A 25,682-nucleotide genomic window follows, 5' to 3' on the forward strand; every position below is an offset into this window, starting at 1 on the left:
AATGTATAGCCGTTGAATTTCAATCCCTCCGCAATTGAAAATACAGTGATGGTATATCATGTTATTGCACCAGAATACCAAAAGAAGTCTTTGCAGAAATAAGGGATTTTCCCAATTGAGACATAAATTTAGTATCTGAAAAGATGTATTTTAATTAGGGTATTTGTGGGGTTTGAAAATGGGGAATAACATAAAAAGGATATTGAAATATCTGGGCTACTAGTTTAGCCCAGACGTTTCACAATGTTCATGCATGGCCTGCATGGAAAGATGCTTAAACTCGTTCAACCGCTCGTTTCCTGCGAGCTCTCCTTGAAAAAACATCCAATTTCCTTGCTTACGCACAAAGGTTACTTCTACCGCGCGACCATCAATACACAGCTTTGATAAACTACCTACTTGAAACTGCGTAGTGTCATCCGCCAGCACACCTTGAATGATATTCGGTTTTATGCCAACCAATAACTCACCTTCATCAAAGGACTCTTTTTTTATAACCTGAAAGGCAGAGCCTGAAAATGAAGCGACTATAGTTTTATGCTTTCCTTTTGTATCACAATAGCTTAAAACCTTATCATTGATTTGAACTTCGTCATCTATATCAATAAACCTCTGAATACAATTTCCCTTTTCCGAAGCATAAATATACTCATTTTGAGGTTCAATCAGTGTAGGTGTGCTACTCACCAATGCCATGTGTAGAATTATATTGCTCAGCATAGCCTATTGCCTCCATTCTTGAGCAGCAGTCATCTCCCTACAATAAAATTATGCCTGTGTTCGTGAAGGCTCTGTTTTCGTTGAGTGCGAGATATCTTCAAGTCCACCACCAATTTTGTGTGTGTGTTTAGCATTAATTAGTGACGCATCAGAAAGTTGCTTTAGTGATTTCTTTTTAAGAGTCAATTTAAACATTGTGTATTTCCTTTTAATTAAAGTTGGTATTTCGTTTTGTGTTATTTCGTTTAACTGACTACAAAGTTACCGACTAAAATCAAAATAGACTAGTTATCAAACCTTATAAATCATCATAATTTTTAAAGGTAAGTTATTGTTTTTAAAATTGTTGTAATAACATTATTACTTAATGAGATATAAGTGTTGATTTTTTTCTTGGTTTGATAGATTAATGACTCCTTATTACATCTGCATTTCTCGCATTTGTATTGCCCAAAGCACCGCCATGCTTTGGGCGTTTCTTAGATTTTCTCTCATTCTATACTCGAAATTCTGCTTTCCTATGCTTTTATTCTCGATGAATTGACTTTGTCGTACTTTAAAGAAGCGTATTGTTCGTAGCGATTTAGATTCACCGAATTCCCATACTTTCATGCCTTTATGAACAATGAAACTGACTAAGGGACTCACGTGATATAAGCCATTGGCTGGATATTATTAGCAGGGGATTCGAAGTAGGTGTGAGCAAATGACGAGCAGAAAAAGGAATAAGGAGGTATAGAGGCACAAGTAGATACAGCCTCTATACACTAAATAGCCGAGCGTTACTGTTCAGGCATCGCCATTAACATTAGATTTGAACGAGTTTCAACTGTTCCAATATACAGCTTATTGTCCGAAGAAGACCATTCAATGCTCGTAATTAACTTATCAACAAATTGGCTTATCTTCGATAATGAGAGCGTTTGATTAGCCAAATCCAACTGGTACAGTCCATAACCATCACTGTATAAGAGTTCATTTCCTTTGATAGTGAAAAGGTGTTTGTAGGTTTTATTTTCGAAACCGGATAATTCAAACTCATTTTCAACATCAAACGAAGCGTTGAGTACCTCTAACTTGTTTTCAGAATTAAAGATAACGTATTTATCATTACCAATAAAACCAAACCACTGAAGATTGTTCACGGGAAAACTAATGAGCTGATTCGTTTTTGTTTCATAAAGTACAGATGTACTTGGAGCCCGCACATCTAAATGCATAATCAGCCCCAAATAGCCTTCTTTTGCGTAGAAGGCGTCCACAATACTTTCTTCCAGCAACTTCTCCTGAACAATAGTACCGGTACTGATATCAAGTTGCTTAATAAAGTGCTCACCTATCAAAAACAAACTTTGATTATCATCACCAAAAATAAGTTGCTTTACCCCTTTGGTATCCGTATTGATTGTCGTTCTTTGATCACCCTTAACTAAAACAATGCTTCTATTCATCTTCGACCCTGCAAGGTAGGCTTGCGTGGAATTACGGCTAGTAAACGCAAACTCCTTTATGTCATTGGTCGCAAAGCTCGTTACTTGTGTGGAATCAATGTCCATTACGTATATGTCCCACTCTCTAGGTTCGGTAAACGCGAGTACGCGCATATCAGACATTAAAATGGCGTAATAGAAATCTTCGTTCGAGAGAGGTATAACGGCTTCAATTGCATTCTTGTTAGAAATGTCATACCGGAAAAACTTATTTTCAATACCATTAAACCAAGCCAAGAAATGGCCATCAACGATGTTTGCAGCCCAAATTCTTTGAGACTGGACAGCAAGCTTTTGGGCTTCCATACCTTCAATATCAGTAACAAAAAGTTCCGATTGATCTAGTTGAACGCGCTCGAAATAGAGCTTTTCATTTTGCGCATCAAAATATAGTAATTTGTCCCCAAACGAGTTCACGTTTGGCGATGTTATCTGAAATTCATCGCCCGTTTTCAGGTCACGAAGTACTAATACGGATAATTCCGGATTACCACGGTAGCCATATCGTTCATAGATTAGCTTATCGTTGAAACCTGCGACCATCAGCTGATTAGGATCGCACTCCATGACCTTTTCATGTTTATGTTCCGGTGCAGTGTAATCCATTTGCCACAGTTCACATTGCCGATTGTCACCGGCCTTAAAAGACATGTAATACAATACATTTTTTGTTGAAGACCACCCTAACGCTTCAAGCTGTTTACCTGGTAAAGCCACTTTATCCTCTTTCCCAGAAGCTAAATCTCTAAGAATAAGATGTTGATCCTTTGAATTTTTTGGAACATAAGAGAAAGCTAATTTGTGTTGAGAAGGATGTAATTTGGGCAGGAAATAGTTACCTTCCAGCCAAGATAAAATGTTCTCTCGATATTTAACTGTAATGTCCGATGCAATAATTGGCTGAGGCTCATTTTTGACTAACGCAGTTTGAAAATACACCGCTAAACATACGACAAACAACAAAACACTTGCCGCGATGTAATACCAATGATTTGAACTTGCTGTCTTTAATTCATTTTGAGGACGAGATTCAGAAATGTTGGGGGTTACATTGGCAGTCACGACAACATCATGATATACGATGTCGCGTTCAAGAAAGAAACTATAACCTTTGCGGTAATGTGTTTTTATGACAATACCACGTTGCTTATTGGATTTAAGTACTCGCCTTAGCTCAGACATCGCGCGGTTAATCGCGTTGTCATCGACATACTTCTGACACCAAACATCATCAACCAAATCTTGTCGGGTCACTATTCGGTCATTATTGATCATTAAATAGCACAAAATCTTGAACAACAAAGGTTCAAGTTCTCGTTCGTGCTCACCATCGTTTATCGTTTGCCTCTTAGGATCTAATACCCAAGCGCCAAACTTCACTTCTTTTACGGTTCTTGAAAAACTGACTTCATTCATAATAGCAATAGATTTGTAACGTTTAGTAATCTACACCTAGCATCATTCTAACGATTTTTCCGATATTTAAAACAGTTTACAATATATGAGGCAAAAAAAAACCCGCTCTGTGAGCGGGTTTTTCGATTAAGTGTAAGCTTACTTACGTAGCTGGCTGATGATACGTAGCTGAGCAACTGCTTCTGCAAGCTGTACCGCAGCTTCGTGGTAGTCAAGCTCAGAGGCATTCGATGATGCCATCTGCGCTTCAGCTTCGCGCTTTGCCGCTTCAGCGGCTTGCTCATCAAGATCTTCGCCACGCATTGCAACGTCTGCAAGTACCGTTACGCCTTTTGGAAGAACTTCCAGCGTACCACCTGCAACGTAGACGATGTTTTCTGCACCGTCTGCTGTTACGTAACGTACCATACCAGGCTTCAGGGTGGTCAATAGTGGCGCGTGACCTGGGTGGATACCCAATTCACCTTCACTACCAGTCACTTGAATCGAAGCAACATCACCTGAAAACAGGCTTTTTTCAACGCTTACGACATCAAGATGTACAGTCATTGTCATAACGACCCCCTAATTACATGTTTTTAGCTTTATCGATCGCTTCGTCGATTGAGCCAACCATGTAGAAAGCTTGCTCTGGAAGATCATCATAGTCACCGCCTAGGATGCCTTTGAAGCCAGAGATAGTGTCTTTCAGTGAAACGTACTTACCTGGTGAACCAGTGAATACCTCAGCAACGAAGAACGGCTGTGATAGGAAACGCTGGATCTTACGAGCACGTGTTACAACAAGCTTGTCGTCGTCTGAAAGCTCATCCATGCCAAGGATAGCAATGATGTCTTTCAACTCTTTGTAGCGTTGTAGTAGTGTTTGTACACCACGCGCAGTGTCGTAGTGCTCTTGACCGATTACTAATGGGTCAAGCTGACGTGACGTTGAGTCAAGTGGGTCTACCGCAGGGTAGATACCAAGTGCTGCGATATCACGTGAAAGTACTACTGTCGCGTCTAAGTGAGCAAACGTTGTTGCTGGTGACGGGTCAGTTAAGTCATCCGCAGGTACGTATACCGCTTGGATTGACGTGATTGAGCCTGTCTTAGTCGATGTGATACGCTCTTGAAGCACACCCATCTCTTCAGCTAGTGTTGGTTGGTAACCTACTGCTGAAGGCATACGGCCTAGAAGTGCTGATACTTCAGTACCCGCTAGTGTATAACGGTAGATGTTATCAACGAAGAATAGTACATCACGACCTTCGTCACGGAACTTTTCTGCCATTGTTAGACCAGTCAAAGCAACACGTAGACGGTTACCTGGTGGCTCATTCATCTGACCGTATACTAGAGATACTTTATCTAGTACGTTTGAGTCATTCATTTCGTGATAGAAGTCGTTACCCTCACGAGTACGCTCACCAACACCTGCGAATACTGAGTAGCCGCTGTGCTCGATAGCGATGTTACGGATAAGTTCCATCATGTTTACGGTTTTACCTACACCCGCACCACCGAATAGACCTACTTTACCACCCTTCGCGAATGGACATACTAAGTCGATTACTTTGATACCAGTTTCTAGTAGTTCTACCGAGTTGCTTTGGTCTTCGTAGCTTGGTGCTTCACGGTGGATTGACCAACGCTCTTCTTCACCAATTGGACCTGCTTCGTCAATCGCGTCACCAAGTACGTTCATGATACGACCTAGAGTCGCTGTACCTACTGGAACTTTGATTGGCTCGCCAGTACCTTGTACTTGCGCGCTACGACGTAAACCGTCTGTAGTACCAAGTGCGATTGCACGAACTACACCGCCACCTAACTGTTGTTGAACTTCTAAAGTCAAACCAGCTAGGTCGCCGTCTGTTACTTTTAGTGCGTCATATACGGCTGGCACGTTGTCTTGTGGAAACTCGATGTCCACAACGGCGCCGATAATTTGGACGACCTTACCTAAACTCATGTCTATTCCTCTTAATAAACTTTGCCGAAGCGTTACACAGCAGCCGAGCCAGCTACAATCTCACTGATTTCTTGTGTGATTGCCGCTTGACGCGCCTTGTTATATTTCAATTGCAGTTCGTCCATAATGTTGCCTGCGTTATCTGTTGCGGCTTTCATCGCAACCATACGCGCGGCTTGTTCTGACGCTGCATTTTCTACCACGCCTTGATATACCTGAGATTCGATAAAACGAACCATCAACGTTTCCAGAATTGGCTCTGGATCCGGCTCATATAGGTAGTCCCAAGAGTGAGATGAAATTTGCTGCTCTGCTTTTGGCAAAGGCAATAGCTGATCGATAGTTGGCTCTTGCTTCATTGTGTTAACGAATTTGTTATACACAACGTATAAACGGTCAATCTTGCCTTCTTCGTATGCATCAAGCATAACTTTCACAGGACCGATAACGTCCTGAACAGAAGGTGCTTCACCTAACCCAGCCGTTTTGGCAAGTAGATTACCGCCAAAGCGTTTGAAGAAGCCTGACGCTTTACCACCAATGGTAGCAAACTCAGCGTCTACGCCTTTCTCTTTCCACGCTTTAACGTGTTGAACTACACGCTTAAACTCATTCGCGTTTAAGCCGCCACATAGACCACGGTCGGTAGAGACAACGATGTAACCTACACGTTTCGCATCACGTTCTTCTAAGAACGGGTGACGAAACTCGAGATTAGCTTGAGCAACATGACCGATCACCTTGCGAATACCATCTGCATATGGACGGCTTTGTGCCACACGGTCTTGCGCCTTTTTCATTTTAGACGCGGCAACCATTTCCATTGCGCTGGTGATCTTTTGAGTATTCTTGATACTCCCGATCTTGCTTTTTATCTCTTTTCCGCTGGCCATGACTCTTTCTCCGAATCAGGGTGAGTGTTGCCACTCACCTTTTAATACATTACCAAGTTTGCGTTGCTTTGAACTTCTCAAGAAGTTCTTTTAACTTCGCTTCGATCTCGGCGTTGTAATCACCTGTTTCATTGATTTTAGCCATAAGCTCTGCGTATGTGCTGTTCGCGTAAGCAAGTGCTGCGGCTTCGAAGTCACCAATCTTGTTGATAGCAACGTCTTTTAGGTAGCCTTTTTCAGCTGCGAATAGCGAAAGCGACATGTCAGCAACAGACATTGGTGCGTACTGTTTCTGCTTCATTAGCTCTGTTACACGCTCACCGTGTTCAAGTTGTGAACGCGTAGCATCGTCAAGGTCAGAAGCGAATTGCGAGAACGCCGCAAGTTCACGGTACTGAGCAAGAGCTAGACGGATACCACCACCTAGTTTCTTAACGATCTTAGTTTGCGCTGCACCACCTACACGCGATACCGAGATACCAGCGTTAACCGCTGGACGGATACCTGCGTTGAACAAATCAGATTCTAAGAAGATCTGACCGTCAGTGATTGAGATAACGTTAGTTGGTACGAATGCAGAAACGTCACCACCTTGAGTTTCAATGATTGGCAATGCCGTCAATGAACCTGTTTGACCTTTCACTTCACCGTTCGTGTACTTCTCAACGTAATCAGCGTTAACACGTGATGCACGCTCTAGAAGACGTGAGTGAAGATAGAAAACGTCACCTGGGTAAGCTTCACGACCTGGTGGACGACGTAGTAGCAACGAGATTTGACGGTAAGCAACTGCTTGCTTTGACAAATCATCGTATACGATTAGTGCGTCTTCACCGCGGTCACGGAAGTATTCACCCATTGTACAACCAGCAAATGGCGCTAGGAATTGAAGCGCTGCTGATTCAGAAGCCGATGCTACTACAACGATAGTGTTTTCTAGTGCACCGTGCTCTTCAAGCTTACGAACTACGTTAGCGATTGTAGACGCTTTCTGACCGATAGCGACGTACACACACTTAACACCAGTCCCTTTTTGGTTGATGATAGCGTCGATTGCTAGCGCAGTTTTACCTGTTTGACGGTCACCGATAACAAGCTCACGCTGACCACGACCAACTGGGATCATCGCGTCGATTGACTTATAACCAGTTTGTACTGGTTGGTCTACCGATTGACGCTCGATTACGCCTGGTGCGATTTTCTCAACTGGCTCAAAACCGTCGTTTGCGATTGGACCTTTACCGTCGATTGGCTCACCTAGTGTGTTAACAACACGGCCTAGTAGTGCACGACCAACTGGTACTTCAAGGATACGACCTGTCGCTTGTACTTTTACGCCTTCTTTAAGGTCAGCGTATGGACCCATAACTACCGCACCTACTGAGTCACGCTCAAGGTTTAGTGCGATTGCATAACGGTTGCCTGGAAGCTCGATCATTTCACCTTGCATACAGTCAGCAAGACCGTGGATGCGGATGATACCGTCAGTAACAGATACGATTGTACCTTCGTTACGAGCTTCACTTACAACTTCGAACTGCTCAATGCGTTGCTTGATCAGCGCAGAAATTTCAGTGGAATTAAGTTGCATTGCTCTTCTTCCCAATTACGATTGTAGTGCAGTGGCTAAGCGATTTAGCTTGCCGCGAATTGATCCGTCAATAACTGTGTCGCCTGCTTTAATCACAAGACCACCTACAGTATTGGCATCAACACTACAATTCAGCTTAACTTTGCGTGCGAAACGTTTTTCTAGTGCTGTCACTAATTTAGCTTGCTGCTCAGCAGCAAGTTCAGTTGCAGAAACAACGTCAACGTCGATTTCTTTATCATAGTCTGCTTTGAATTCAGCAAACAATTTAGCAACTGCTGGTAGTGCAACCAAACGTCCATTCTCAGCCATTACTTTAATCAAGTTTTGGCCATGCTCGTTGATTTGTTCTGCACAAACCTGAACGAATACGTCAGCTTGTTTTTGTGCAGAAGCGCTGCTTGCTAGAAACTGCGCTACTTGTTCATTTTTTGCAACTTCAGCTGCAAAGAACAACATATCGTTCCAGCTTTCTACAGCGCCCTTATCAACAGCAAACTCAAAAGCCGCTTTAGCGTAAGGACGAGCGATAGTAGTCAATTCTGACATGCTCATACCCTCCTAATTAAAGCTCAGCTACAAGTTTTTCAACGATGTCGCTGTGCGCGGCTACATTGATTTCACGGCCTAAAATCTTTTCTGCGCCAGTAACCGCAAGAGAAGCTACTTGTTGACGTAGTTCTTCTTTAGCACGGTTACGCTCAGCTTCAACTTCAGAGTGACCTTGAGCAATGATTTTCTCACGCTCTTGCTGACCACGGATAGTTTCCTCGTCAACAATAAGCGCAGCACGCTTTTTAGCTTGTTCGATGATTTCAGCCGCTTGCGATTTTGCTTCTTTAAGCTGCTCAGCTGCTTTTTGACGAGCAAGTTCTAAGTCTTTTTCAGCTTTATCAGAAGCGGCAAGGCCGTCTTCGATTTTCTTTTGGCGAGCTTCAATCGCACCATTTAACGGTGGCCATACATACTTCATGCAGAACCAAACGAAAACGATGAACGCGATTAATTCGCCTAGTAGAGTGGCGTTTAAGTTCACAACCGCTCCTCCTCAAATAGTTGTTCGACAAACAAATTGGTTTAATTAAACCAGCTATTACATTACGAACAACAATACCATTGCGATACCAACACCGATCATCGCGATCGCATCGATAAGACCCGCAACGATGAACATTTTAACTTGAAGTTGTGGTGCAAGCTCTGGTTGACGAGCAGCTGACTCAAGGAACTTACCACCCAAAGTACCGAAACCAATTGCAGTACCTAGAGCGCCTAAACCGATTAGAAGTGCTACAGCGATGAATTTTAAGCCTGTAAGTAGTTCTAAAGCTTCCATTTTTTTCTCCGATTATTTAAAAATTAAAAGTAATGAATTTGTTTTATTGTGTATTAGTGACTTTCCGTCGATGCCATACTTAGGTATACGATCGTCAACATCATAAATACGAATGCTTGTAACACGATAACTAGGATATGGAACACAGCCCAGATAAAGTGCAGTGGTAACTGGAACATACCGATTGCTGCGATGATGATGAAAATCAATTCACCCGCAAACAAGTTACCGTGTAGACGCAGTGCCAACGAGATTGGACGTGCGACCAACGTAATAAATTCCATCACGAAGTTCACCGGGATAAGCAACGCCTGAATAAACGGGTTCTTTGCTGAGAACGGGTGAAGCGTAAGCTCTTTAACAAAGCCTAAAATGCCTTTAGTACGGATAGAATAGAAAATGATCAATACGAATACACCGAGTGCCAACGCAGCCGTTAAGTTTAGGTCGGTTGTTGGTACTACTTTCATGTATACGTCGTGTGGATCCATACCCATTGTTGCCGCACCAATTTGCCCTGCAGCAAATGGAAGGAAGTCAACTGGGATCAAATCCATCAAGTTCATTAGAAATACCCAAACGAAAATCGTTAAGGCTAAAGGAGCAATCAGTTTACTCTTACCGTGGAAAGTATCTTTCACGTTCGAGTCAACGAATTCAACGATCATTTCTACAAAACACTGTAGTTTACCTGGCACGCCAGTGGTCGCTTTGTTCGCGGCACTTTTGAAAATCCAGATAAAAACAAGTCCTAGTAGAACTGACCAAGCCAAAGTATCTACATGCCAAGTCCAGAAACCAGCCTCACTACATGCCTTGTTAAATGCGATACCTGAATCGGTCGTACACATTTTGGCATTGGTAAGGTGGTGCTGAATATAGCCTTGTAAGCTTTGTTCTGCAGCCATTGTTTTTCCTAAAAGTTAATGATTAAAAAAAATCGATGTAAACCAGCTCACTACCGTCACGCTAATAAAACTCACAAACAACCAAAGTGGTTCTACTTGCAATGTTTTAAACGCCACAATAAAAAGTAGAGCGGTTAACAAAAATTTTAGCCCAGCGCCTCGTTTAAACGATTTATGCACTTGGTTTGCCTTACTCGCGCCCACATATCGGAAGGCGTAAACGGCAAATATTAAATTGGGAAGCACAGCAATCACTCCACCGGACAGAGCCGATAGGGCGGCTAAAGCTCCCCAACCAACAAAAACGATAACTGCGATGGCGAATGCCACGACGCCCTGAGATAAAACACCTTTTAATGCAGCTCTTCGATACGGGCTGGCTAACGATTGAGTCACTTTTAGTTAACCTTCGATGGTGTAAAAATCAATCAGGGTATTAAAACTGGCGAAATTATACTTGTTTCTAGCGATTTTGCAACTTGACTCGGTGGACAACGGTGCCATTTCGGCACCATTTTTGCCTATAAAATAAGCGTTAGGAAGGTTGTTGGAGGTCAGGGTGGATACGGCCGAGTATCCCGTCGAGTTCATCGAGACTAGCGTAAGAAATAACCAGCTTGCCTTTTCCCTTTTGGTTGTAACTAATCTCAACTTTCGCGCCTAAATTATCCGCTAATTGTTGTTCCAATAACTGCACATCAGGGTCTTTGTCTTTAACCGTCTTTTCAGGCATTGGTTCAAGCATTTTACGGACAAGTTTTTCCGTTTCACGAACCGTTAAAGCCTTGGCAACGACTGCATTTGCGGCTTCGGATTGTGACGCACCTTCGAGGCCGAGCAAGCAACGAGCATGACCCATTTCAATGTCACCATGCTCTAACAAAATTTTTACATCATCATTAAGATTATTCAAACGCAGTAAATTGGTGACCGTAGTGCGAGATTTACCAACCGCTTCTGCCACTTGCTGATGAGTTAATGCAAATTCATCAATTAAGCGTTGCAGCGCAATTGCTTCTTCCATGGCATTAAGATCTTCACGTTGAATGTTTTCAATCAACGCGATAGCAACCGCCGCTTCATCCGCGACATCCTTGATGATACACGGAACGACATCAAGCTTGGCTAATTGCGAAGCTCGCCATCGACGTTCACCCGCAATAATTTCGTATTTATTTTCGGCAACCGGACGAACTACGATAGGTTGAATAACACCCTGTGCACGAATTGAACTGGCCAACTCTTCAAGTGCTTCTTCTGACATGTCTTTACGCGGTTGATATTTACCGCGCTGCAAAAACTCGATAGGCAGGGTAAGCAAGGTTTTGTCTTGTGAGGCAGTCGCGACATCCTGTGTCGTTTCTACGTGTTCAAGTTTGGGTTCCACCGCGTTCGGTTTCGCTGAACTTAGCAAAGCATCCAAACCACGACCTAAGCCTCGTTTTTTCACCGACATGTTTTTGTTATCCTCAAATTATGCCACTGCGGCTGCTTGTTTTTCTTTTCTGCGCAGAATTTCACCCGCCAATGCAAGATAAGACTTCGCACCACTTGATGCTCTGTCGTAGTACATCGCTGGTGCACCAAAACTAGGCGCTTCGGCGAGTCTTACATTACGTGGAATGACCGTACGATACACCTTATCACCAAAATGTTGCTTCAATTGTTCTGAAACATCATTGGCTAATCGGTTGCGAGGATCGTACATGGTTCGCAAAATTCCCTCAATCTGGAGTTTCGGGTTTACCAGTTTAGACAATTGAGTGATGGTGTCCATGAGCGCCGTTAACCCTTCAAGCGCATAGTACTCGCATTGCATTGGTACTAAAATAGAATCTGCTGCGGCCATTGCATTGACCGTCAGCATGTTAAGCGAAGGCGGGCAATCAATAAAAATAAAGTCATATTCAGCCAATACACTTTCTAGTGCATTGCGCAACCGTACTTCGCGCGCAAATAATTCCATTAATTTCACTTCTGCCGCAGTTACATCACCATTTGCAGCAATTAAATGGTATTCACCTGACGTCTCTTTTGAGATCACGTCATGGATTGGCTTATCTTCAATTAATAAATCGTAAATCGTGGGGACATCACCGTATTTATCAACGCCGCTGCCCATCGTTGCATTACCTTGAGGGTCAAGGTCAATCAACAAGACTTTGCGCTTCGTTGCAGCCATCGACGCCGCCAAATTCACTGCTGTGGTGGTTTTTCCGACTCCACCTTTCTGATTTGCAATCGCAATAACTCGAGCCACGATATCCCCTGATGCTTATTGATTTTTGGCCAGTATGACGAGATGACGCTCGGCACCGAGCTCAGGAACAGACAGTTCAATGTCTTGAACCATAGTGACCCCGGTAGGTAATCCCGAGAGTTCTTCTACAGGAAATTGGCCTTTGAGCGCCAAAAAGAATCCTGAATCATCAATCAAATGCTGACACCAGTCAACCATATCCTGTAAAGAAGCGAATGCTCGACTCAACACACCATCTAATTTAACACTTGGTTGATATTCTTCAACACGAGACTGCACTGGGGTGACGTTTTTTAAATCAAGCGCATGTTTTACTTGAGTTAAAAAACGAACACGCTTGCCAAGGCTATCAAGAAGCACAAAATTTACATCAGGTAGAGCAATGGCCAACACGATACCAGGTAAACCAGGACCCGTACCCACATCAATGTAGTTACTGCCTTTGAGATGTTGCGCTACAACCAAACTGTCCATGATGTGCTTAACCATCATTTCGTTTGGATCACGCACCGAGGTAAGGTTGTATGCTTTATTCCATTTATTCAGCAGTTCAACATAACTCACGAGTTGGTTTTGTTGATGCTCTGTTAGCGCAATGTCCGTTTGCGCTAATAATCGAGAAAGTTGTTGTTGTAACACAGTGTACCTTTTCGTTACGCAGACTTGCGTAATAGACCTTGCTTCTTCAGATACACTAATAATAGCGAAATCGCCGCCGGCGTGATACCAGAAATACGCGAAGCTTGACCAATCGTCTGAGGACGAGCATCCGACAACTTCGTGATGACTTCATTTGATAAGCCACTCACTTGACGATAATCAAAGTCCAATGGCAATGCGGTTTGTTCATGGCGCATTTGTTTTTCAATTTCGTCTTGTTGACGAGCAATGTAACCTGCGTATTTCGTTTGGATCTCAACTTGTTCAAGCGCTTGAAGATTTTCAGACTCAGATCCTAAACCCTCTATCGCCATCAGATCGTGATAATTGATCTCTGGACGGCGCAAAAGATCTTCCAAACTCGCTTCACGTGAAAGCGGCGCTTTTAATAAATTATTCACCGCATTTAAAGCTGGGTGATCTTTATGGATCCATGTAGAACGAATACGTTGTGTTTCTTGCTCCATAACTTCCAACTTTTCATTGAATGCAGCCCAGCGAGCATCATCAACCAGGCCGAGGTCACGGCCTTTAGCGGTTAAACGCAGATCCGCGTTATCTTCACGAAGCAATAAACGGTATTCCGCGCGGCTGGTAAACATGCGATACGGCTCTTTCGTACCGAGCGTTGCTAAGTCATCAATTAATACGCCAACGTATGCTTCGTCACGACGTGGTGTCCAAGCTTCTTTATCTTGCACTTGTAATGCGGCATTCATACCAGCGATAAGACCTTGTGCTCCGGCTTCTTCATAACCGGTTGTACCGTTGATTTGACCCGCAAAAAAGAGTCCGTCGACGAACTTAGTTTCAAGAGATTGTTTCAAATCACGAGGGTCAAAGAAATCGTACTCAATGGCATAACCAGGTCGGCAAATATGCGCGTTTTCAAACCCTTTAATCGAGCGTACGATTTCAAGTTGCACATCAAATGGCAAACTCGTCGAAATTCCGTTCGGGTACAACTCGTAAGTATTTAACCCTTCTGGTTCTACGAAGATCTGATGTTTTTCTTTGTCCGCAAAACGCACAATTTTATCTTCAATTGACGGACAATAACGCGGTCCAATTCCTTCGATAACGCCTGCATACATAGGAGAGCGATGAAGGTTATTACGGATCGTATCGTGCGTCTTTTCATTCGTGTAAGTGATATAGCATGGGATCTGCGTTGGGTGATCCGATTGTTTGCCCATGAATGAAAATACCGGTGTCGGCGTGTCACCTGGCTGTTCTTGCATTACAGTAAAATCAACCGTACGAGCATCGATACGCGGCGGAGTACCGGTTTTTAAACGATCAACACGGAAAGGCATTTCACGAAGACGGTTTGCAAGCGCGATAGAAGGTGGATCACCAGCACGACCACCGTTGTAATTTTCCATACCAATGTGAATACGGCCACCAAGAAAGGTACCGACCGTCAGTACTACTGCTTTGGCTTTAAAGCGCAAACCCATTTGCGTTACAACACCCGTTGCACGGTTGTTTTCGACAATTAGGTCATCACAAGATTGTTGGAAAATCGTCAAGTTTGGTTGGTGTTGTAAAATGTCTTGGATCGCCGCTTTGTACAGTTGGCGATCGGCTTGTGCACGAGTTGCACGAACAGCAGGGCCTTTTGAGCTGTTCAACGTTCTAAATTGGATCCCACCTTTATCGATGGCTCTCGCCATAGCGCCACCTAGCGCATCGATCTCTTTAACAAGATGTCCTTTGCCGATCCCTCCAATCGCAGGATTACAAGACATCTGTCCTAACGTATCCATATTGTGGGTCAATAAAAGCGTATTCATACCCATACGAGCCGACGCTAAAGCGGCTTCGGTACCAGCATGACCACCACCAACAACAATGACATCAAACTGTTCGTGATAAAGCATTAACGGGATCCTAATTAAACACTAACCAGTAATTTCTGAAAGGGAGCGTATTCTACCTAGAAATTGAGAGAAGTGAAATGATTAAATATTGTACAGAAGCTAAAGTGGATCACTAAAAATATATAAGATCTTTTAAAGAGATCTTTATTGATCTTATATTTAAGCAAGCCAATATCTGTGAGTAAGTCATTTTTCATTTTGTAAAACAGTTAATTAGATCGGATCAATTGATGTGAATTAGATCGGATCTAACTAAGCATAAGCTTTGATCAAAATCGCTATTTATACACAGCCTCGATCTCGAGGATTTTTATCCAATGGATAAGTATGCATAGATCCGCAGTTAGATCAGAACTTATCCACATAGCGAACTAATTTTAGATCTAAATGTGAATAAGTTGGATATAACGATCATTCTCTATAAGGTATGTAGCACATCGGCAAGTGAAGGAGCCCAAGCTTCTGCGGTATCTTCCGGTAAGGATTGATCCAATACGTTAATGTAAAGAGCTGGCAGTAATTGCGTTGCACCTTTATTGAGTAGTAGCTGTGCGACATTTTTTGCTGCGAAATTAAAGGTATCGTAGCTTGAATCACCAATTCCTATCACTGCAAATTGAATAGCAGTAAGATCCACAGTGTTATTTAGCCGTTCAATAAAAGGCAATAAATTGTCAGGATAATCGCCTGCACCGTAAGTTGATGTCACGATAAGCCATGTTGAATGAACAAGGTCATTAAACTCAGGCTGTAAATGCAAAGTCACATCAAACCCTTGATCTACCAGAACTTGCTGTACTTGTTCTGCTACATATTCGGCCGATCCCATTTGGCTACCAACAATGATCTCGAGGTTCTGCATCTGTTCATTACATGAAAAATTCAATGCGGCGATTTTACCGTGCTTTTACCTAGAACAAAAGTGATCAACGGATTGTTGATAAAGCCATTTCGCGATAAAACTAGGCTAAATGGCAAATATAATAAATAACTACCTGATTTTGTTTGTTATTTATTATATTTATAGTTGCGTAACAAAGTGATCTAATTGTGGATAAGCAGGGAGATAAATGCGTAAAACAGGAATGTTGGCTCTAACATTTCGATTAAAATTCGCCATAAATAGCGGTGTTTTTGATCGAAATATACCGTAATGGTCAGCTGTGGAAGAAAGTCTGTGGATAGTGGCAAAAACCACATAAATAGGTCTCTAGAAATGGATCCTAAAAAGATGATCAATATAAGAAAAAAATCTAAAAAAATGGATTGAATGGTAAAAAAGAGAACATCTGCGAGCGTAGAATCGCTTTTTGTGGTTCAAATCGCGCACAATTTGACCGAGTCAAAGTGCTAAACATGGGTGTTATTGAGATCATTTTGTGCGAAGAAGAATTACGAGTGACACGTTACGAGTCATTTTTACGTCTTCGGAAGTTGAGGTTGTGGTGAATTCAGGCGTGAATGTATAGGCTGCAGAGCTTGCATCTGTCTTTTTTTGAACTTGGAAATAGGTAGAGTGAGTGAAGCAAGCTGAGTTGGCTGAACTGCCAACTCAGTGAACTTGGGCTTATTTGCCGATACAAAAAGAGCTGAAAATCTTGCCAAGTAAATCATCCGAACTGAATTCTCCAGTGATCTCGTTAAGATATTGTTGAGTGAGACGCAGCTCTTCGGCCAAAATTTCTCCCGCGATATGCATTTCCAGTTGATCTCGACCAATCTCAAGATGCTCCGCTGCACGTTCAAGCGCGTCTAGGTGGCGACGACGAGCCATAAAACCACCTTCTGTTGCGCCTTGGAAACCAATACAACGTTTTAAATGGTCGCGAAGAAGGTCAATGCCTAACTCATCTTTGGCACTTAAACGCAGTACTGGGTGGTGACCCTGCTGGCACAATCCTGCTTGTTCATCACTGAGATCTATTTTATTGCGTACGACGGTTACAGCCATTCCTTGTGGTAATTTAGCCATGAAATCTGGCCAAATTTTGGTGGGATCGCTTTCGCGGGTTTCGAGCCCATCAACCATAAAGAGAACATGGTCCGCACCACGGATCTCATCCCAAGCACGTTCAATCCCGATTTGCTCCACTTTATCTGGGCTTTCACGAAGACCAGCTGTATCAATGATATGCAGCGGCATGCCATCAATATGGATGTGTTCACGTAATACGTCACGAGTTGTACCCGCAATATCAGTGACAATGGCGGCTTCGCGGCCAGCTAGAGCATTAAGTAGGCTTGATTTTCCCGCATTTGGTCGACCTGCAATAACCACTTTCATGCCTTCGCGCATTATCGCGCCTTGCTTAGCTTGAACGCGGACTTCACTCAACTGATCGATGATTTTGTTGAGATCGTTAGCTACTTTGCCATCCGAAAGAAAATCGATTTCTTCATCTGGGAAATCAATTGCGGCCTCAACGTACATACGTAAGTGGATCACTTGCTCCACCAGCGTATGGATGTGTTTTGAAAAGTTGCCTTGCATAGAATGAAGTGCACTTTTTGCCGCCTGTTCGCTGGTCGCATTAATTAAATCCGCAATTGCTTCAGCTTGTGTTAAATCCAGCTTATCGTTTAAAAAGGCACGCTCAGAGAATTCACCAGGGTTTGCTAGCCGTACGCCGTCTAATTGACTAATTTCGCGCAGCAGCATATCCATCACGACAGGACCTCCATGGCCTTGCAATTCTAGTACATCTTCACCTGTAAATGAGTTTGGACCCTGAAAGAACAAGGCAATACCTTGATCGAGTTGTTCTCCCGCGAGGGTTTTAAACGGCAGATATTCGGCGTATCGCGTTTTAGGGCACTTGCCCAAAATGTGCTCAGCAACCTGTTTTGCAAGCTGTCCAGATACTCGAATAATGCCAACGCCACCGCGACCGGGTGCGGTAGCCTGAGCGGCTATGGTGTCTTGTGCGATCATGACGACTCTTTGACTGACGGTTTAATAAGCTTAATTGTACAGCAATCGAGATTTGTCAGGTATAGTAAGTGGACAATATCTACATCTTGTTCCGCTGTTTAATACTTGTTTAAGGACAATTCTTCCTGTGTTGTATTTTCGTCAGTATCGCTTCGATTTAGCCTCGTTAAGTTTGTACAGGGAGGAAGAGCAGATAGCTTTGCGGCCTAAGGTTGCGCAATTGTTGAGTTACTTTCTGACGCATCCCAACCAAACGGTGACGCGCGAGGCGTTATTATCGGCCTTATGGCAACATGGTGAATTTCGCGAAGCCGCGCTGACGCAAAGCATAACGGAGCTGCGTCAGGCGTTAAACGACAGCGCACAGCAACCTATTTTCATCAAAACGGTGCCTCAACAAGGCTATCATTGGATTTGTCCCGTCGAAAACCGAATTAAGCGTCGAGTAGATCTTTTGAATAAAGCAAAATGGGCGTCCATTTTGATGGTGCTATTCATCGTCGGTGGGGTGGGTGTGAAAACGCTTTTTACCGAAGAACAGATACCCTATCAGTCGGTCAATAAAAGGCGGCTGATCATTTTTCCTCTACAAAATGAGACTGGAGTTGACGCGAATACGTGGTGGGGTTACGCCCTAGAAGCGTCATTGCGAGAACAATTGCACGACCAGTTTCAATTGATGCCCAAAAGCCAAAACGCCGAATTCGAAACAGAAAAGAATACTGATAAGCTCACACTTAAGCTTAAACCCATGCAGCAGCGCTTTGTCTTGGAAGCTCATTATGGAAACCAAACGCTGCAATTGGTCGTTGAGCAACTAGACGAGCAATTTCCGAGTGTTGCTAATCAGTTAATTATCCAATTAAAAATGCGCAAGCAGCCTAACGATAACACTGATACACCACAAAACCAGGGCATGAGTGATTATTATCGAGGCGTGCAGGCTCTGATGGAACACGGTCCGAAACTCGCGAAAGCGTATTTCGACGCAGCATTATTGCAAATGCCAGACCATCTACCGAGCCAACTAGAGCTGGCTCAGTTGAGTTGGCAATTGGGCGAGATAGAGGAAGCGGAACGACGCTTTGCAGAGATTTCACTGACTTCAGCAAAAGTAGCCACCCAAGCGCGTTTTCATCTCTATTATGGTGAGTTTTATAAGGCACAAGGACAATTTACTAAGGCGTTGAGTCAAGCAGATCAAGCCTTATTGTCAGCGCAGCGAAGCCAGCAAGTTGAATTGATCGCGATGGCCTATCAACTGCAAGCCGACTTGTATTGGACGCTACAACGGTGGGAAGCATATCAGCGCGCGATGAACGCAGCACACACGCTCATTGGGAGCCGTTCTTTTGCCTTTAGCGAAGCGCAGCGCAGCTTTTATTTAGCCAATCCACCCGCAGCAGGTCCAATGGAAAAAACCTTGCTGAATTTGCAAAAGAGTAGACCGGTATTAGAGCAAGCCATTGCGTATTATCAGCAAACGGGTCAAACAATGAGTTTAATCCAGGCGCTTTTTGCGTATGGACAAAATTACTTAGTACCAGTGGCTATTACGGAACCAAGCTTATTGCGCGCATTGACACTTGCAAAGCAAGGTGGCTATGAATTCTTGGAACAACAAATTTTGTCGTATCTTGGCTTTTACTATATCCAGCTGCACCAAGGTCAAACGGCCCTTCAGTATCTAACGCAAAAGCCTATTGATAAGCGTTTTTTACCCAATTACGAGCAACGACATCTTTTGATTGCCATGGCCTATATGGACATGGCATTACAAAGTGGGGATACGGAAGCGCTGCAGCAGGCAATAACTGCTTATCAAACGTTGCTGGACAGTGATTATCTGTCTCCCGTGACACGCGCGAATGTGAAATTATTATATGCGTGGACTTGGCTAAAAGCGGGAAATATCTCCGCGGCAGAACAGTTAACACAGCAGGCATTTGAGGCGTATCAACAGCTCCAATTAGGTGAAGTAGAAATCTATGCACAGTACACACAAATGTATATACATCTATTAAAAAATGAACCAGAACAGGCTATTTTGCTGATGCCGGCACACAGCCAATCGCAATTGGTGTTGTTGTATGGAGCGGTCGCGGCCCAAATGAATCATGAAGAAGAATTAAAGAAACAGTTGGTCGCTCAGCTTGCGGATCTGAGAAATAGTGCATTGCTGATAACTCAACTTCAACAGTTAGAACAGCAAAGTGCGGCAACACCGAGTGTGATCTCGGGGCTTATTGACGCACCTTACAGTGTATATTGCCAAAGCAAATGGACTATTAACTAGTGAAATAGCGCAGGTAGCGTTGGCATTTTATTTCCTCGGTATATCACTTGACCTTGTTGGTTTTGTACGAGCCAATAAGGCAATTCATGAACATCAAACTGACGAAATACCTCATTGTGATGATCGAACACAATTTCCTGTTGCACTTGGAAGCGTTGTTGGTAATCAAAGGCATTTTGGATATCAACGTAAAACGGTTTAATGATGGTAATAACCGGGTAGATAGAGGCAAATGCCAATTCGTTGTTTTGCTTTACGCGCATTTCGCAGTTCGGCAAGTGATGGAATGGGCATAGGCTGTCACTGAGAAATAGCACACGGTATTTGGTATCAATGTGGTTGATAGCGAACGACTTACCTGACAGCGTTTGTAGTGGTTTTTTCTCCTCCAGATGAGGAGATGCAAGGGGTGATATTAATGCTTCTCGCTTTACCACCTTGCCATCTTCAACAATGACGCGATAGGGCGTTTGTCGAACACCAAATGTACGCATAAGTTGATTGTGGTTATCGATATTGAGCGTTGCGTAATCGGGATAGGTAACTTTAAATTGCTGGAGACTAGCTGCATCAATATTGAGATCGGGTTGCAAAAAGATTCGCGGTGCTAGAGGGGCTGGTAATGTGGTCGGTTGTTCATACTCATCCCAAATATTAATAAATACATACTCTTTCGTTTGTGCATTGACGATTGCCGATTTAAATACGCATAACACGATGATGAGTAGGGCGTGTCTTAGTAACATTAGTTACCTCCTTGGTAGGTTTCTAACAAGGTTTTTAATTCGTCGGTAAAAAGTGCACTCCGATAAATTTCCTGCCCATGTTCGTCGATTAAGATATGCTGTGGGGTACCGAGTACTTTGAATTGTTGTGTGATTTCTCCACTGACATCGAATACGGTTGGAAATTGATATTGGTGTTTTTGCAAAAACGCGCGTACACCTCGCTCGGATTGATTAAAGCCTATATTGACGGCGACAACTTGATATCCTCCCTTTGCTTGTTCATAACTACGTTCTAATAACGGCATTTCTTCGATACAGTAAGAACACCAAGTCGCCCAGAATTTAAGGTAAGTCACTTTGCCCAAGCTTTTGATAGTTTGACTATCAAGAGTTTGTGCATTTAGCGGTGCATACTCTTTTGCCATCAATGAACAACTGAGTAAGGTGATCAGTAAAAGTAATGGTGATCGTTTCATAAATCCTCCTGTGGAAATTAAAGCCAGCTTTTGCCCGCTTGAATAAGAAAATATTGCGCCATCGCCAAAAGCAGCAGTGCAGTTAGGGTGGTGATGTGCTTTAACCAAGGGCCCGATTTGGGCAATTTAGCGATAAATCGCGTACTCAAGCCGGCAATAAGCAGTAAGCTGCTCATGCCAAGGGCAAAACTAAAAAGCAACGCTGCGCCGAGTATTGGCTGTTGTGCATTGGCGACATAGAGCAACAAACCACCTAAGACGGGGGAAGTGCAAGGTGCTGCAACTAAAGCGCTGGCCATACCCATCAACAATGGAGCAGAGTGTGTGTTCGATATGGTAGAAGGAAGCGCCGGTAAGGTGAGAAATCCTTTAGTGACTGCGGCAAAATACAGTAGTACGTTGGCAAAAACGAGTAGTACCCATGGGTTTGTTGCAACTTGACCAAATAGGCTGCCTGTCCATGCTGCGATGAAGCCAAGCGCTGCGTATATGGCTGCGAAGCCTAAGCAGTAAACAAAGGGCGCAAATCGTTGATGTCGCTGCTGCGTGAGTGTCGCTAAGGTAATTGGCAAGATAGGATAAACACACGGGGTAAAGCTTGTTAATACACCGACTAAAAGGGCCAGTGGTAATTGCCACCAACTGATGGCAGCAGTCGCTAACTTATCCAGTAATAGGGTTTCGATCATAGGTTACTCTTCGCTGTAAATTAATTTACGCCGAGCATGGCCGAGAGTCCCATAATTCCCTATCAAAACCACCCCAAATCGGTGTCAAAATTTATCAAACTACTGTTTTATATGGTTATTTTAAGGATGAAAAAAGCTGGTTAGTCTGAATGTGGTGGCTTTGTTCAGTCAGTTCAGATAGTAAGGTGCTGGTGGAGGTGACTCGGTTTTGCTTGAGCGATAGGGTTGTCTCGACAGCATTAAACAGAAAGATGAGGTTTAAGAGGCTGAATAAGGATAAGAACAGAATCTTATTTAGAATAAACAAAAACGCCTGCAATAGCGCAGGCGTTTGGTGATTTGCGAACAGGACTAGCCGCGAACTTTCAAGCCTTTTTTCTCCATGCCACGGTAGATGAAAAGCATCTGTGCGATAGAGATAAGGTTTGAAACCAACCAATAGAGTACTAGGCCCGATGGGAACCAAAGGAAAAATACCGAGAAAATCACAGGCATCCAAGTCATCATTTTCTGTTGCATTGGATCGGTGACCGTTGTTGGTTGTAACTTTTGCGTCAAGAACATACTCGCACCAAAAAGAATTGGTAGCACAAAATACGGATCTTTTGACGATAGGTCTGTTAACCACAAACCGAATTCAGCATGACGTAATTCTGTTGATTCTAAGAAAACGTAGAATAATGCTAAGAAGATAGGCATTTGCAGTAATAATGGGAAACAGCCGCCCATAGGGTTTACTTGCTCTTTGCGATAAAGCTCCATCATTGCTTGACCAAACTTCTGGCGATCATCACCAAAACGTTCTTTCAACGCTTGCATTTTTGGTTGCAACATACGCATTTTCGCCATCGACGTATATTGCGCTTTTGTCAGTGGGTAAAGAAGCGATTTAACAACAATCGTGATGGCAATAATAGATACACCCCAGTTACCGATGACACTATAAAGGAACTTCAGAAGCGACAGTAACGGTAAAGAGATAAACCATAACCAGCCATAGTCGACGGTTAAATGAAGATCAGGGTGGATAGCTTCTAGCGTCTCCGTGTCTTTTGGACCCATATAATACTGAGCCGTAAGCGCCGTATTTGCACCAGCGGCAATATTCACTGGATCGGCTTTCACACCAATGATGCCTTGGCCATTACGAACAGCAGAATAAATTAAGTTGTTGGTTGTTTGATCAGGAACCCATGCACTAACAAAATAGTGTTGGATAAAGGCGATATAGCCACCTTGTGTCGTCTTATTTAGATTTGCTTCAGCCATTTTTTTGAAAGAGTATTTTTCATATGGCTCTTCAGCTGTACCGTAAGACGCTCCAAGGTAAGTTTGGTCTACCATGCTACCTTTATCTTGTACCGTACGCTTAATTTGCGTATACAGCTGTACTTGAATTGGCGCATCAGTTTGGTTACTTACGTCATAGCGAACGCCAACATCATAGTTATTCGCTTTAAACGTGAACGTTTTAGTGAACTGTACCCCTTTGTCATCAACAAAGTGTAAAGGGACCACAAGTTCATCACCAGTTAGTGTGTATTCACTTTTGTCCGATGTATAGACTGGACGACCTTGTGCTGCTGCATCTGGGCCATTTAAACCAACTAGACCACTTTGTGAAACATATTGCTTACCATCAAACTCACCGAGTAGCAGGTATGGTACATCACTACCGTGCGTTTCCATGTGTTTTAAAAGTTTTGCTTCAACAATGTCACCACCTTTAGTGTCGATTTTCACAGCCAAAACATCCGTTTTAACCGTGATCACTTGGCGATCAACGTGTGTTGTTTGAGCAGGTAAACCTGTACTAGAGGTTGGTACATCTGCGTTTGAAGCAGTTTGTGACGGTGATGTCACTGTTTGTGTGGCACTGGTATCAGCTTGTTGCTGGTTGTTTTCTTTTTGCCATTCAGTGAATAGTAAAAAAGAAACAAGCAGTAAACCGATAAATAAAAACGTGCGTTGCGATTCCATAACAGCTCTTATTTCTCGTGTTGGTGATTATTTGGCTCAGATTTTCCCGGTACAGGATCATCCCCACCGGGATTTAAAGGGTGACATTTTAATATGCGTTTCATTGCTAACCAACTCCCTTTTCGCAATCCGTGCAAATTTATCGCAAAAATAGCGTAATGTGAGCATGTCGGATTGAATCGACAATGCGGTCCTAGCATCGGACTAATAAAGCGTTGATAACCACGGATCAAGGATAACGCGACGAATTTTAGAATGCGCCGCAATGCATTTAGCATGAGGTGAATACGCGATGATTAAAAGGTGAGCTAAGAGTACCGCAATCTGGCTATCATTACCATGATTGTGGATGTTTAGCGTTTGTCCTTGCCTTTATTCGACTTATTACGTTGGTTGTTACGTGGCGTAAAAGGAGGTGGGGTGTAACCCGGCTGACAACGTTCATTAATCTTGCGCCACAATTTAGTTAATTGCTTTGTGATTTCTTCGTTGCTCTGCTCATCGATACCTTTTTTAACCATTAATACGATATCAATGTTATCAAGGGAATGACGATTTAAACGGAAGCTTTCACGCGCTAAACGTTTAATACGATTACGTTGATTCGCTTGCTTTACGTGTTTTTTAGCTACCGTTAAACCAAGGCGAGGCACGTCTTGTTCATTGGGTTTTGCTAATAAGGTAAAGAAAGGAGTGGCTGCCCTTGCAGGCTCTTGGAAGATTCTGGAGTAATGAGAGGGAGTTAACAAACGTAACTCCCTACCAAAGCTAAAGCTTTTCACTAAGGCTTATGCACTTAGTACTTTACGGCCTTTAGCACGACGACGCGCTAAAACTTTACGGCCGTTCTTTGTAGCCATACGAGCACGGAAACCGTGAGTACGCTTACGCTTTAATACGCTAGGTTGAAAAGTTCTTTTCATAACAATTCCATCCGATCGGTTAAGGTTAAAACATCCTATGCAGGTCGCGATCCTGGCACAGGTGCCATTGCGAGCGCGAGATATTACTGCTGCGACTCAATAAAGTCAATCATAATCTGCTCTTCAGTGCTTGTTTTTCAGGCAAGTTGCTGAAATTTCGGCAAGGACGAATGGATGTCTTGGCAGTTCTGAGCCATCTTTGCGGCAGCGGCGCTGATCTTAAGATCAACTTGAAGATCTCGCAAGATCTATAATGTATCGAGTTTTCCACAGTTTATGTAGATAAAGTGGCCAAAAGCTCTGGAAAACTAAAAATGATCGAATTTTCGAGGTGAGATCTTAACCAGAATATGCTACGATCTAGATGAGTTGGTGAAAATAAATAACCTTAATAATCAACATTTTAATTTGTTTTTTGGTTGAGATCGTCTTTTTCAAAAAAGTCAATATTGAACTTGTGGATAAAGTAGCTTCATAATATCCGGCTTTCACCTCTTATTAGAACGATAATAACAGGTTATCACGTACATTTATTGATGTCCGGGGA

General features: G+C 43.1%; 27 protein-coding genes. 1 reads left to right on the forward strand and 26 read right to left on the reverse strand.

Annotated elements, in window-relative coordinates; all coding sequences use genetic code 11:
• Positions 1-219 precede the first annotated feature (219 nt).
• From NI389_RS10125 to mnmE, 18 genes are all read right to left on the reverse strand, one after another.
• A complete protein-coding gene (locus NI389_RS10125; protein WP_308359724.1) occupies positions 220-720 on the reverse strand; it encodes a hypothetical protein in 501 nt (166 codons plus the stop codon).
• Between the two features lie 48 nt (positions 721-768).
• On the reverse strand, positions 769-915 hold the full coding sequence (locus NI389_RS10130) for a hypothetical protein (protein WP_208841938.1): 147 nt from the start codon (positions 913-915) through the stop codon (positions 769-771).
• Positions 916-1,502: 587 nt separating this feature from the next.
• Positions 1,503-3,626: a winged helix-turn-helix domain-containing protein gene (locus NI389_RS10135; RefSeq protein ID WP_308359727.1), complete on the reverse strand. Its 2,124-nt coding sequence runs from the start codon at positions 3,624-3,626 to the stop codon at positions 1,503-1,505.
• A 138-nt stretch (positions 3,627-3,764) separates the two neighbouring features.
• Complete coding sequence (locus tag NI389_RS10140) at positions 3,765-4,181, reverse strand: F0F1 ATP synthase subunit epsilon (RefSeq protein WP_208841941.1); 417 nt, start codon at positions 4,179-4,181, stop codon at positions 3,765-3,767.
• Positions 4,182-4,194: 13 nt separating this feature from the next.
• Complete coding sequence (gene atpD / locus NI389_RS10145; RefSeq protein ID WP_208841942.1) at positions 4,195-5,580, reverse strand: F0F1 ATP synthase subunit beta; 1,386 nt, start codon at positions 5,578-5,580, stop codon at positions 4,195-4,197.
• Between the two features lie 32 nt (positions 5,581-5,612).
• A complete protein-coding gene (atpG, locus tag NI389_RS10150) occupies positions 5,613-6,473 on the reverse strand; it encodes a F0F1 ATP synthase subunit gamma (RefSeq protein ID WP_208841943.1) in 861 nt (286 codons plus the stop codon).
• A 49-nt stretch (positions 6,474-6,522) separates the two neighbouring features.
• A complete protein-coding gene (gene atpA, locus NI389_RS10155; protein ID WP_208841944.1) occupies positions 6,523-8,064 on the reverse strand; it encodes a F0F1 ATP synthase subunit alpha in 1,542 nt (513 codons plus the stop codon).
• A gap of 15 nt (positions 8,065-8,079) precedes the next feature.
• Positions 8,080-8,613 carry a F0F1 ATP synthase subunit delta gene (gene atpH / locus NI389_RS10160; RefSeq protein WP_208841945.1) on the reverse strand — a complete coding sequence of 178 codons (534 nt, stop codon included), beginning with the start codon at positions 8,611-8,613 and terminating at the stop codon, positions 8,080-8,082.
• Between the two features lie 16 nt (positions 8,614-8,629).
• Entirely contained in the window at positions 8,630-9,100 is a 471-nt protein-coding gene (gene atpF / locus NI389_RS10165; RefSeq protein WP_208841946.1) for a F0F1 ATP synthase subunit B, read from the reverse strand.
• Positions 9,101-9,157: 57 nt separating this feature from the next.
• Positions 9,158-9,400: a F0F1 ATP synthase subunit C gene (atpE, locus tag NI389_RS10170; protein ID WP_208841947.1), complete on the reverse strand. Its 243-nt coding sequence runs from the start codon at positions 9,398-9,400 to the stop codon at positions 9,158-9,160.
• Between the two features lie 53 nt (positions 9,401-9,453).
• A complete protein-coding gene (gene atpB / locus NI389_RS10175) occupies positions 9,454-10,308 on the reverse strand; it encodes a F0F1 ATP synthase subunit A (RefSeq protein WP_308359733.1) in 855 nt (284 codons plus the stop codon).
• Between the two features lie 15 nt (positions 10,309-10,323).
• Positions 10,324-10,704, reverse strand: coding sequence for an ATP synthase subunit I (locus tag NI389_RS10180; protein ID WP_208841949.1), 381 nt, complete (start codon positions 10,702-10,704; stop codon positions 10,324-10,326).
• Positions 10,705-10,843: 139 nt separating this feature from the next.
• Complete coding sequence (locus NI389_RS10185; protein ID WP_308359735.1) at positions 10,844-11,764, reverse strand: ParB/RepB/Spo0J family partition protein; 921 nt, start codon at positions 11,762-11,764, stop codon at positions 10,844-10,846.
• An 18-nt stretch (positions 11,765-11,782) separates the two neighbouring features.
• Positions 11,783-12,568, reverse strand: a complete 786-nt coding sequence (locus tag NI389_RS10190) for a ParA family protein (RefSeq protein ID WP_208841951.1) — start codon at positions 12,566-12,568, stop codon at positions 11,783-11,785.
• 15 nt (positions 12,569-12,583) lie between these two features.
• A complete protein-coding gene (gene rsmG / locus NI389_RS10195) occupies positions 12,584-13,207 on the reverse strand; it encodes a 16S rRNA (guanine(527)-N(7))-methyltransferase RsmG (RefSeq protein WP_308359737.1) in 624 nt (207 codons plus the stop codon).
• A 14-nt stretch (positions 13,208-13,221) separates the two neighbouring features.
• Complete coding sequence (gene mnmG / locus NI389_RS10200; protein ID WP_308359739.1) at positions 13,222-15,111, reverse strand: tRNA uridine-5-carboxymethylaminomethyl(34) synthesis enzyme MnmG; 1,890 nt, start codon at positions 15,109-15,111, stop codon at positions 13,222-13,224.
• 418 nt (positions 15,112-15,529) lie between these two features.
• The gene (gene mioC, locus NI389_RS10205; protein ID WP_308359741.1) at positions 15,530-15,973 is read right to left on the reverse strand and encodes an FMN-binding protein MioC; all 444 of its coding nucleotides are present in this window, start codon (positions 15,971-15,973) and stop codon (positions 15,530-15,532) included.
• A 705-nt stretch (positions 15,974-16,678) separates the two neighbouring features.
• Positions 16,679-18,043, reverse strand: coding sequence for a tRNA uridine-5-carboxymethylaminomethyl(34) synthesis GTPase MnmE (mnmE, locus tag NI389_RS10210; protein ID WP_308359743.1), 1,365 nt, complete (start codon positions 18,041-18,043; stop codon positions 16,679-16,681).
• A gap of 127 nt (positions 18,044-18,170) precedes the next feature.
• Between mnmE and NI389_RS10215 the strand changes: the two genes are divergently transcribed.
• Positions 18,171-20,339: a winged helix-turn-helix domain-containing protein gene (locus NI389_RS10215; protein ID WP_308359744.1), complete on the forward strand. Its 2,169-nt coding sequence runs from the start codon at positions 18,171-18,173 to the stop codon at positions 20,337-20,339.
• On the opposite strand, the gene NI389_RS10220 is transcribed toward NI389_RS10215, so the two are convergent.
• From NI389_RS10220 to rpmH, 8 genes are all read right to left on the reverse strand, one after another.
• Positions 20,336-21,085, reverse strand: coding sequence for a hypothetical protein (locus tag NI389_RS10220; protein ID WP_308359746.1), 750 nt, complete (start codon positions 21,083-21,085; stop codon positions 20,336-20,338). The genes NI389_RS10215 and NI389_RS10220 overlap by 4 nt on opposite strands.
• Entirely contained in the window at positions 21,085-21,543 is a 459-nt protein-coding gene (locus NI389_RS10225) for a TlpA disulfide reductase family protein (RefSeq protein WP_308359748.1), read from the reverse strand. The genes NI389_RS10220 and NI389_RS10225 overlap by 1 nt, the downstream gene beginning before the upstream one ends.
• A gap of 17 nt (positions 21,544-21,560) precedes the next feature.
• Positions 21,561-22,232, reverse strand: coding sequence for a cytochrome c biogenesis protein CcdA (locus NI389_RS10230; RefSeq protein ID WP_308359750.1), 672 nt, complete (start codon positions 22,230-22,232; stop codon positions 21,561-21,563).
• 351 nt (positions 22,233-22,583) lie between these two features.
• Positions 22,584-24,185 (reverse strand): membrane protein insertase YidC, encoded by a 1,602-nt coding sequence (gene yidC / locus NI389_RS10235; RefSeq protein ID WP_372588629.1) that lies wholly within the window; start codon positions 24,183-24,185, stop codon positions 22,584-22,586.
• Entirely contained in the window at positions 24,148-24,273 is a 126-nt protein-coding gene (locus NI389_RS21145) for a PQ-loop domain-containing transporter (protein ID WP_372588595.1), read from the reverse strand. The genes yidC and NI389_RS21145 overlap by 38 nt, the downstream gene beginning before the upstream one ends.
• Entirely contained in the window at positions 24,221-24,490 is a 270-nt protein-coding gene (gene yidD / locus NI389_RS10240; RefSeq protein WP_308359753.1) for a membrane protein insertion efficiency factor YidD, read from the reverse strand. Before yidD ends, NI389_RS21145 begins: the two co-directional genes overlap by 53 nt.
• Positions 24,491-24,565: 75 nt before the next feature.
• Entirely contained in the window at positions 24,566-24,994 is a 429-nt protein-coding gene (gene rnpA / locus NI389_RS10245) for a ribonuclease P protein component (RefSeq protein WP_208841961.1), read from the reverse strand.
• A gap of 6 nt (positions 24,995-25,000) precedes the next feature.
• Positions 25,001-25,135, reverse strand: a complete 135-nt coding sequence (gene rpmH, locus NI389_RS10250) for a 50S ribosomal protein L34 (protein WP_010376846.1) — start codon at positions 25,133-25,135, stop codon at positions 25,001-25,003.
• Positions 25,136-25,682 lie beyond the last annotated feature (547 nt).

It is taken from the genome of Pseudoalteromonas xiamenensis (genome assembly GCF_030994125.1).
In the GTDB taxonomy this organism is placed as follows: Bacteria; Pseudomonadota; Gammaproteobacteria; order Enterobacterales; family Alteromonadaceae; genus Pseudoalteromonas; species Pseudoalteromonas xiamenensis_B.

What these genes read in the sequence shown, in the direction of transcription:
- NI389_RS10125 (WP_308359724.1), bottom strand. Translation starts at nt 720, where the DNA reads ATGCTGAGCAATATAATTCTACACATGGCATTGGTGAGTAGCACACCT.
- NI389_RS10130 (WP_208841938.1), bottom strand. Translation starts at nt 915, where the DNA reads ATGTTTAAATTGACTCTTAAAAAGAAATCACTAAAGCAACTTTCTGAT.
- NI389_RS10135 (WP_308359727.1), bottom strand. Translation starts at nt 3,626, where the DNA reads ATGAATGAAGTCAGTTTTTCAAGAACCGTAAAAGAAGTGAAGTTTGGC.
- NI389_RS10140 (WP_208841941.1), bottom strand. Translation starts at nt 4,181, where the DNA reads ATGACAATGACTGTACATCTTGATGTCGTAAGCGTTGAAAAAAGCCTG.
- atpD (WP_208841942.1), bottom strand. Translation starts at nt 5,580, where the DNA reads ATGAGTTTAGGTAAGGTCGTCCAAATTATCGGCGCCGTTGTGGACATC.
- atpG (WP_208841943.1), bottom strand. Translation starts at nt 6,473, where the DNA reads ATGGCCAGCGGAAAAGAGATAAAAAGCAAGATCGGGAGTATCAAGAAT.
- atpA (WP_208841944.1), bottom strand. Translation starts at nt 8,064, where the DNA reads ATGCAACTTAATTCCACTGAAATTTCTGCGCTGATCAAGCAACGCATT.
- atpH (WP_208841945.1), bottom strand. Translation starts at nt 8,613, where the DNA reads ATGTCAGAATTGACTACTATCGCTCGTCCTTACGCTAAAGCGGCTTTT.
- atpE (WP_208841947.1), bottom strand. Translation starts at nt 9,400, where the DNA reads ATGGAAGCTTTAGAACTACTTACAGGCTTAAAATTCATCGCTGTAGCA.
- atpB (WP_308359733.1), bottom strand. Translation starts at nt 10,308, where the DNA reads ATGGCTGCAGAACAAAGCTTACAAGGCTATATTCAGCACCACCTTACC.
- NI389_RS10185 (WP_308359735.1), bottom strand. Translation starts at nt 11,764, where the DNA reads ATGTCGGTGAAAAAACGAGGCTTAGGTCGTGGTTTGGATGCTTTGCTA.
- mnmG (WP_308359739.1), bottom strand. Translation starts at nt 15,111, where the DNA reads ATGCTTTATCACGAACAGTTTGATGTCATTGTTGTTGGTGGTGGTCAT.
- mioC (WP_308359741.1), bottom strand. Translation starts at nt 15,973, where the DNA reads ATGCAGAACCTCGAGATCATTGTTGGTAGCCAAATGGGATCGGCCGAA.
- mnmE (WP_308359743.1), bottom strand. Translation starts at nt 18,043, where the DNA reads ATGATCGCACAAGACACCATAGCCGCTCAGGCTACCGCACCCGGTCGC.
- NI389_RS10220 (WP_308359746.1), bottom strand. Translation starts at nt 21,085, where the DNA reads ATGTTACTAAGACACGCCCTACTCATCATCGTGTTATGCGTATTTAAA.
- NI389_RS10225 (WP_308359748.1), bottom strand. Translation starts at nt 21,543, where the DNA reads ATGAAACGATCACCATTACTTTTACTGATCACCTTACTCAGTTGTTCA.
- NI389_RS10230 (WP_308359750.1), bottom strand. Translation starts at nt 22,232, where the DNA reads ATGATCGAAACCCTATTACTGGATAAGTTAGCGACTGCTGCCATCAGT.
- NI389_RS21145 (WP_372588595.1), bottom strand. Translation starts at nt 24,273, where the DNA reads ATGATCCTGTACCGGGAAAATCTGAGCCAAATAATCACCAACACGAGA.
- yidD (WP_308359753.1), bottom strand. Translation starts at nt 24,490, where the DNA reads ATGCTAAATGCATTGCGGCGCATTCTAAAATTCGTCGCGTTATCCTTG.
- rpmH (WP_010376846.1), bottom strand. Translation starts at nt 25,135, where the DNA reads ATGAAAAGAACTTTTCAACCTAGCGTATTAAAGCGTAAGCGTACTCAC.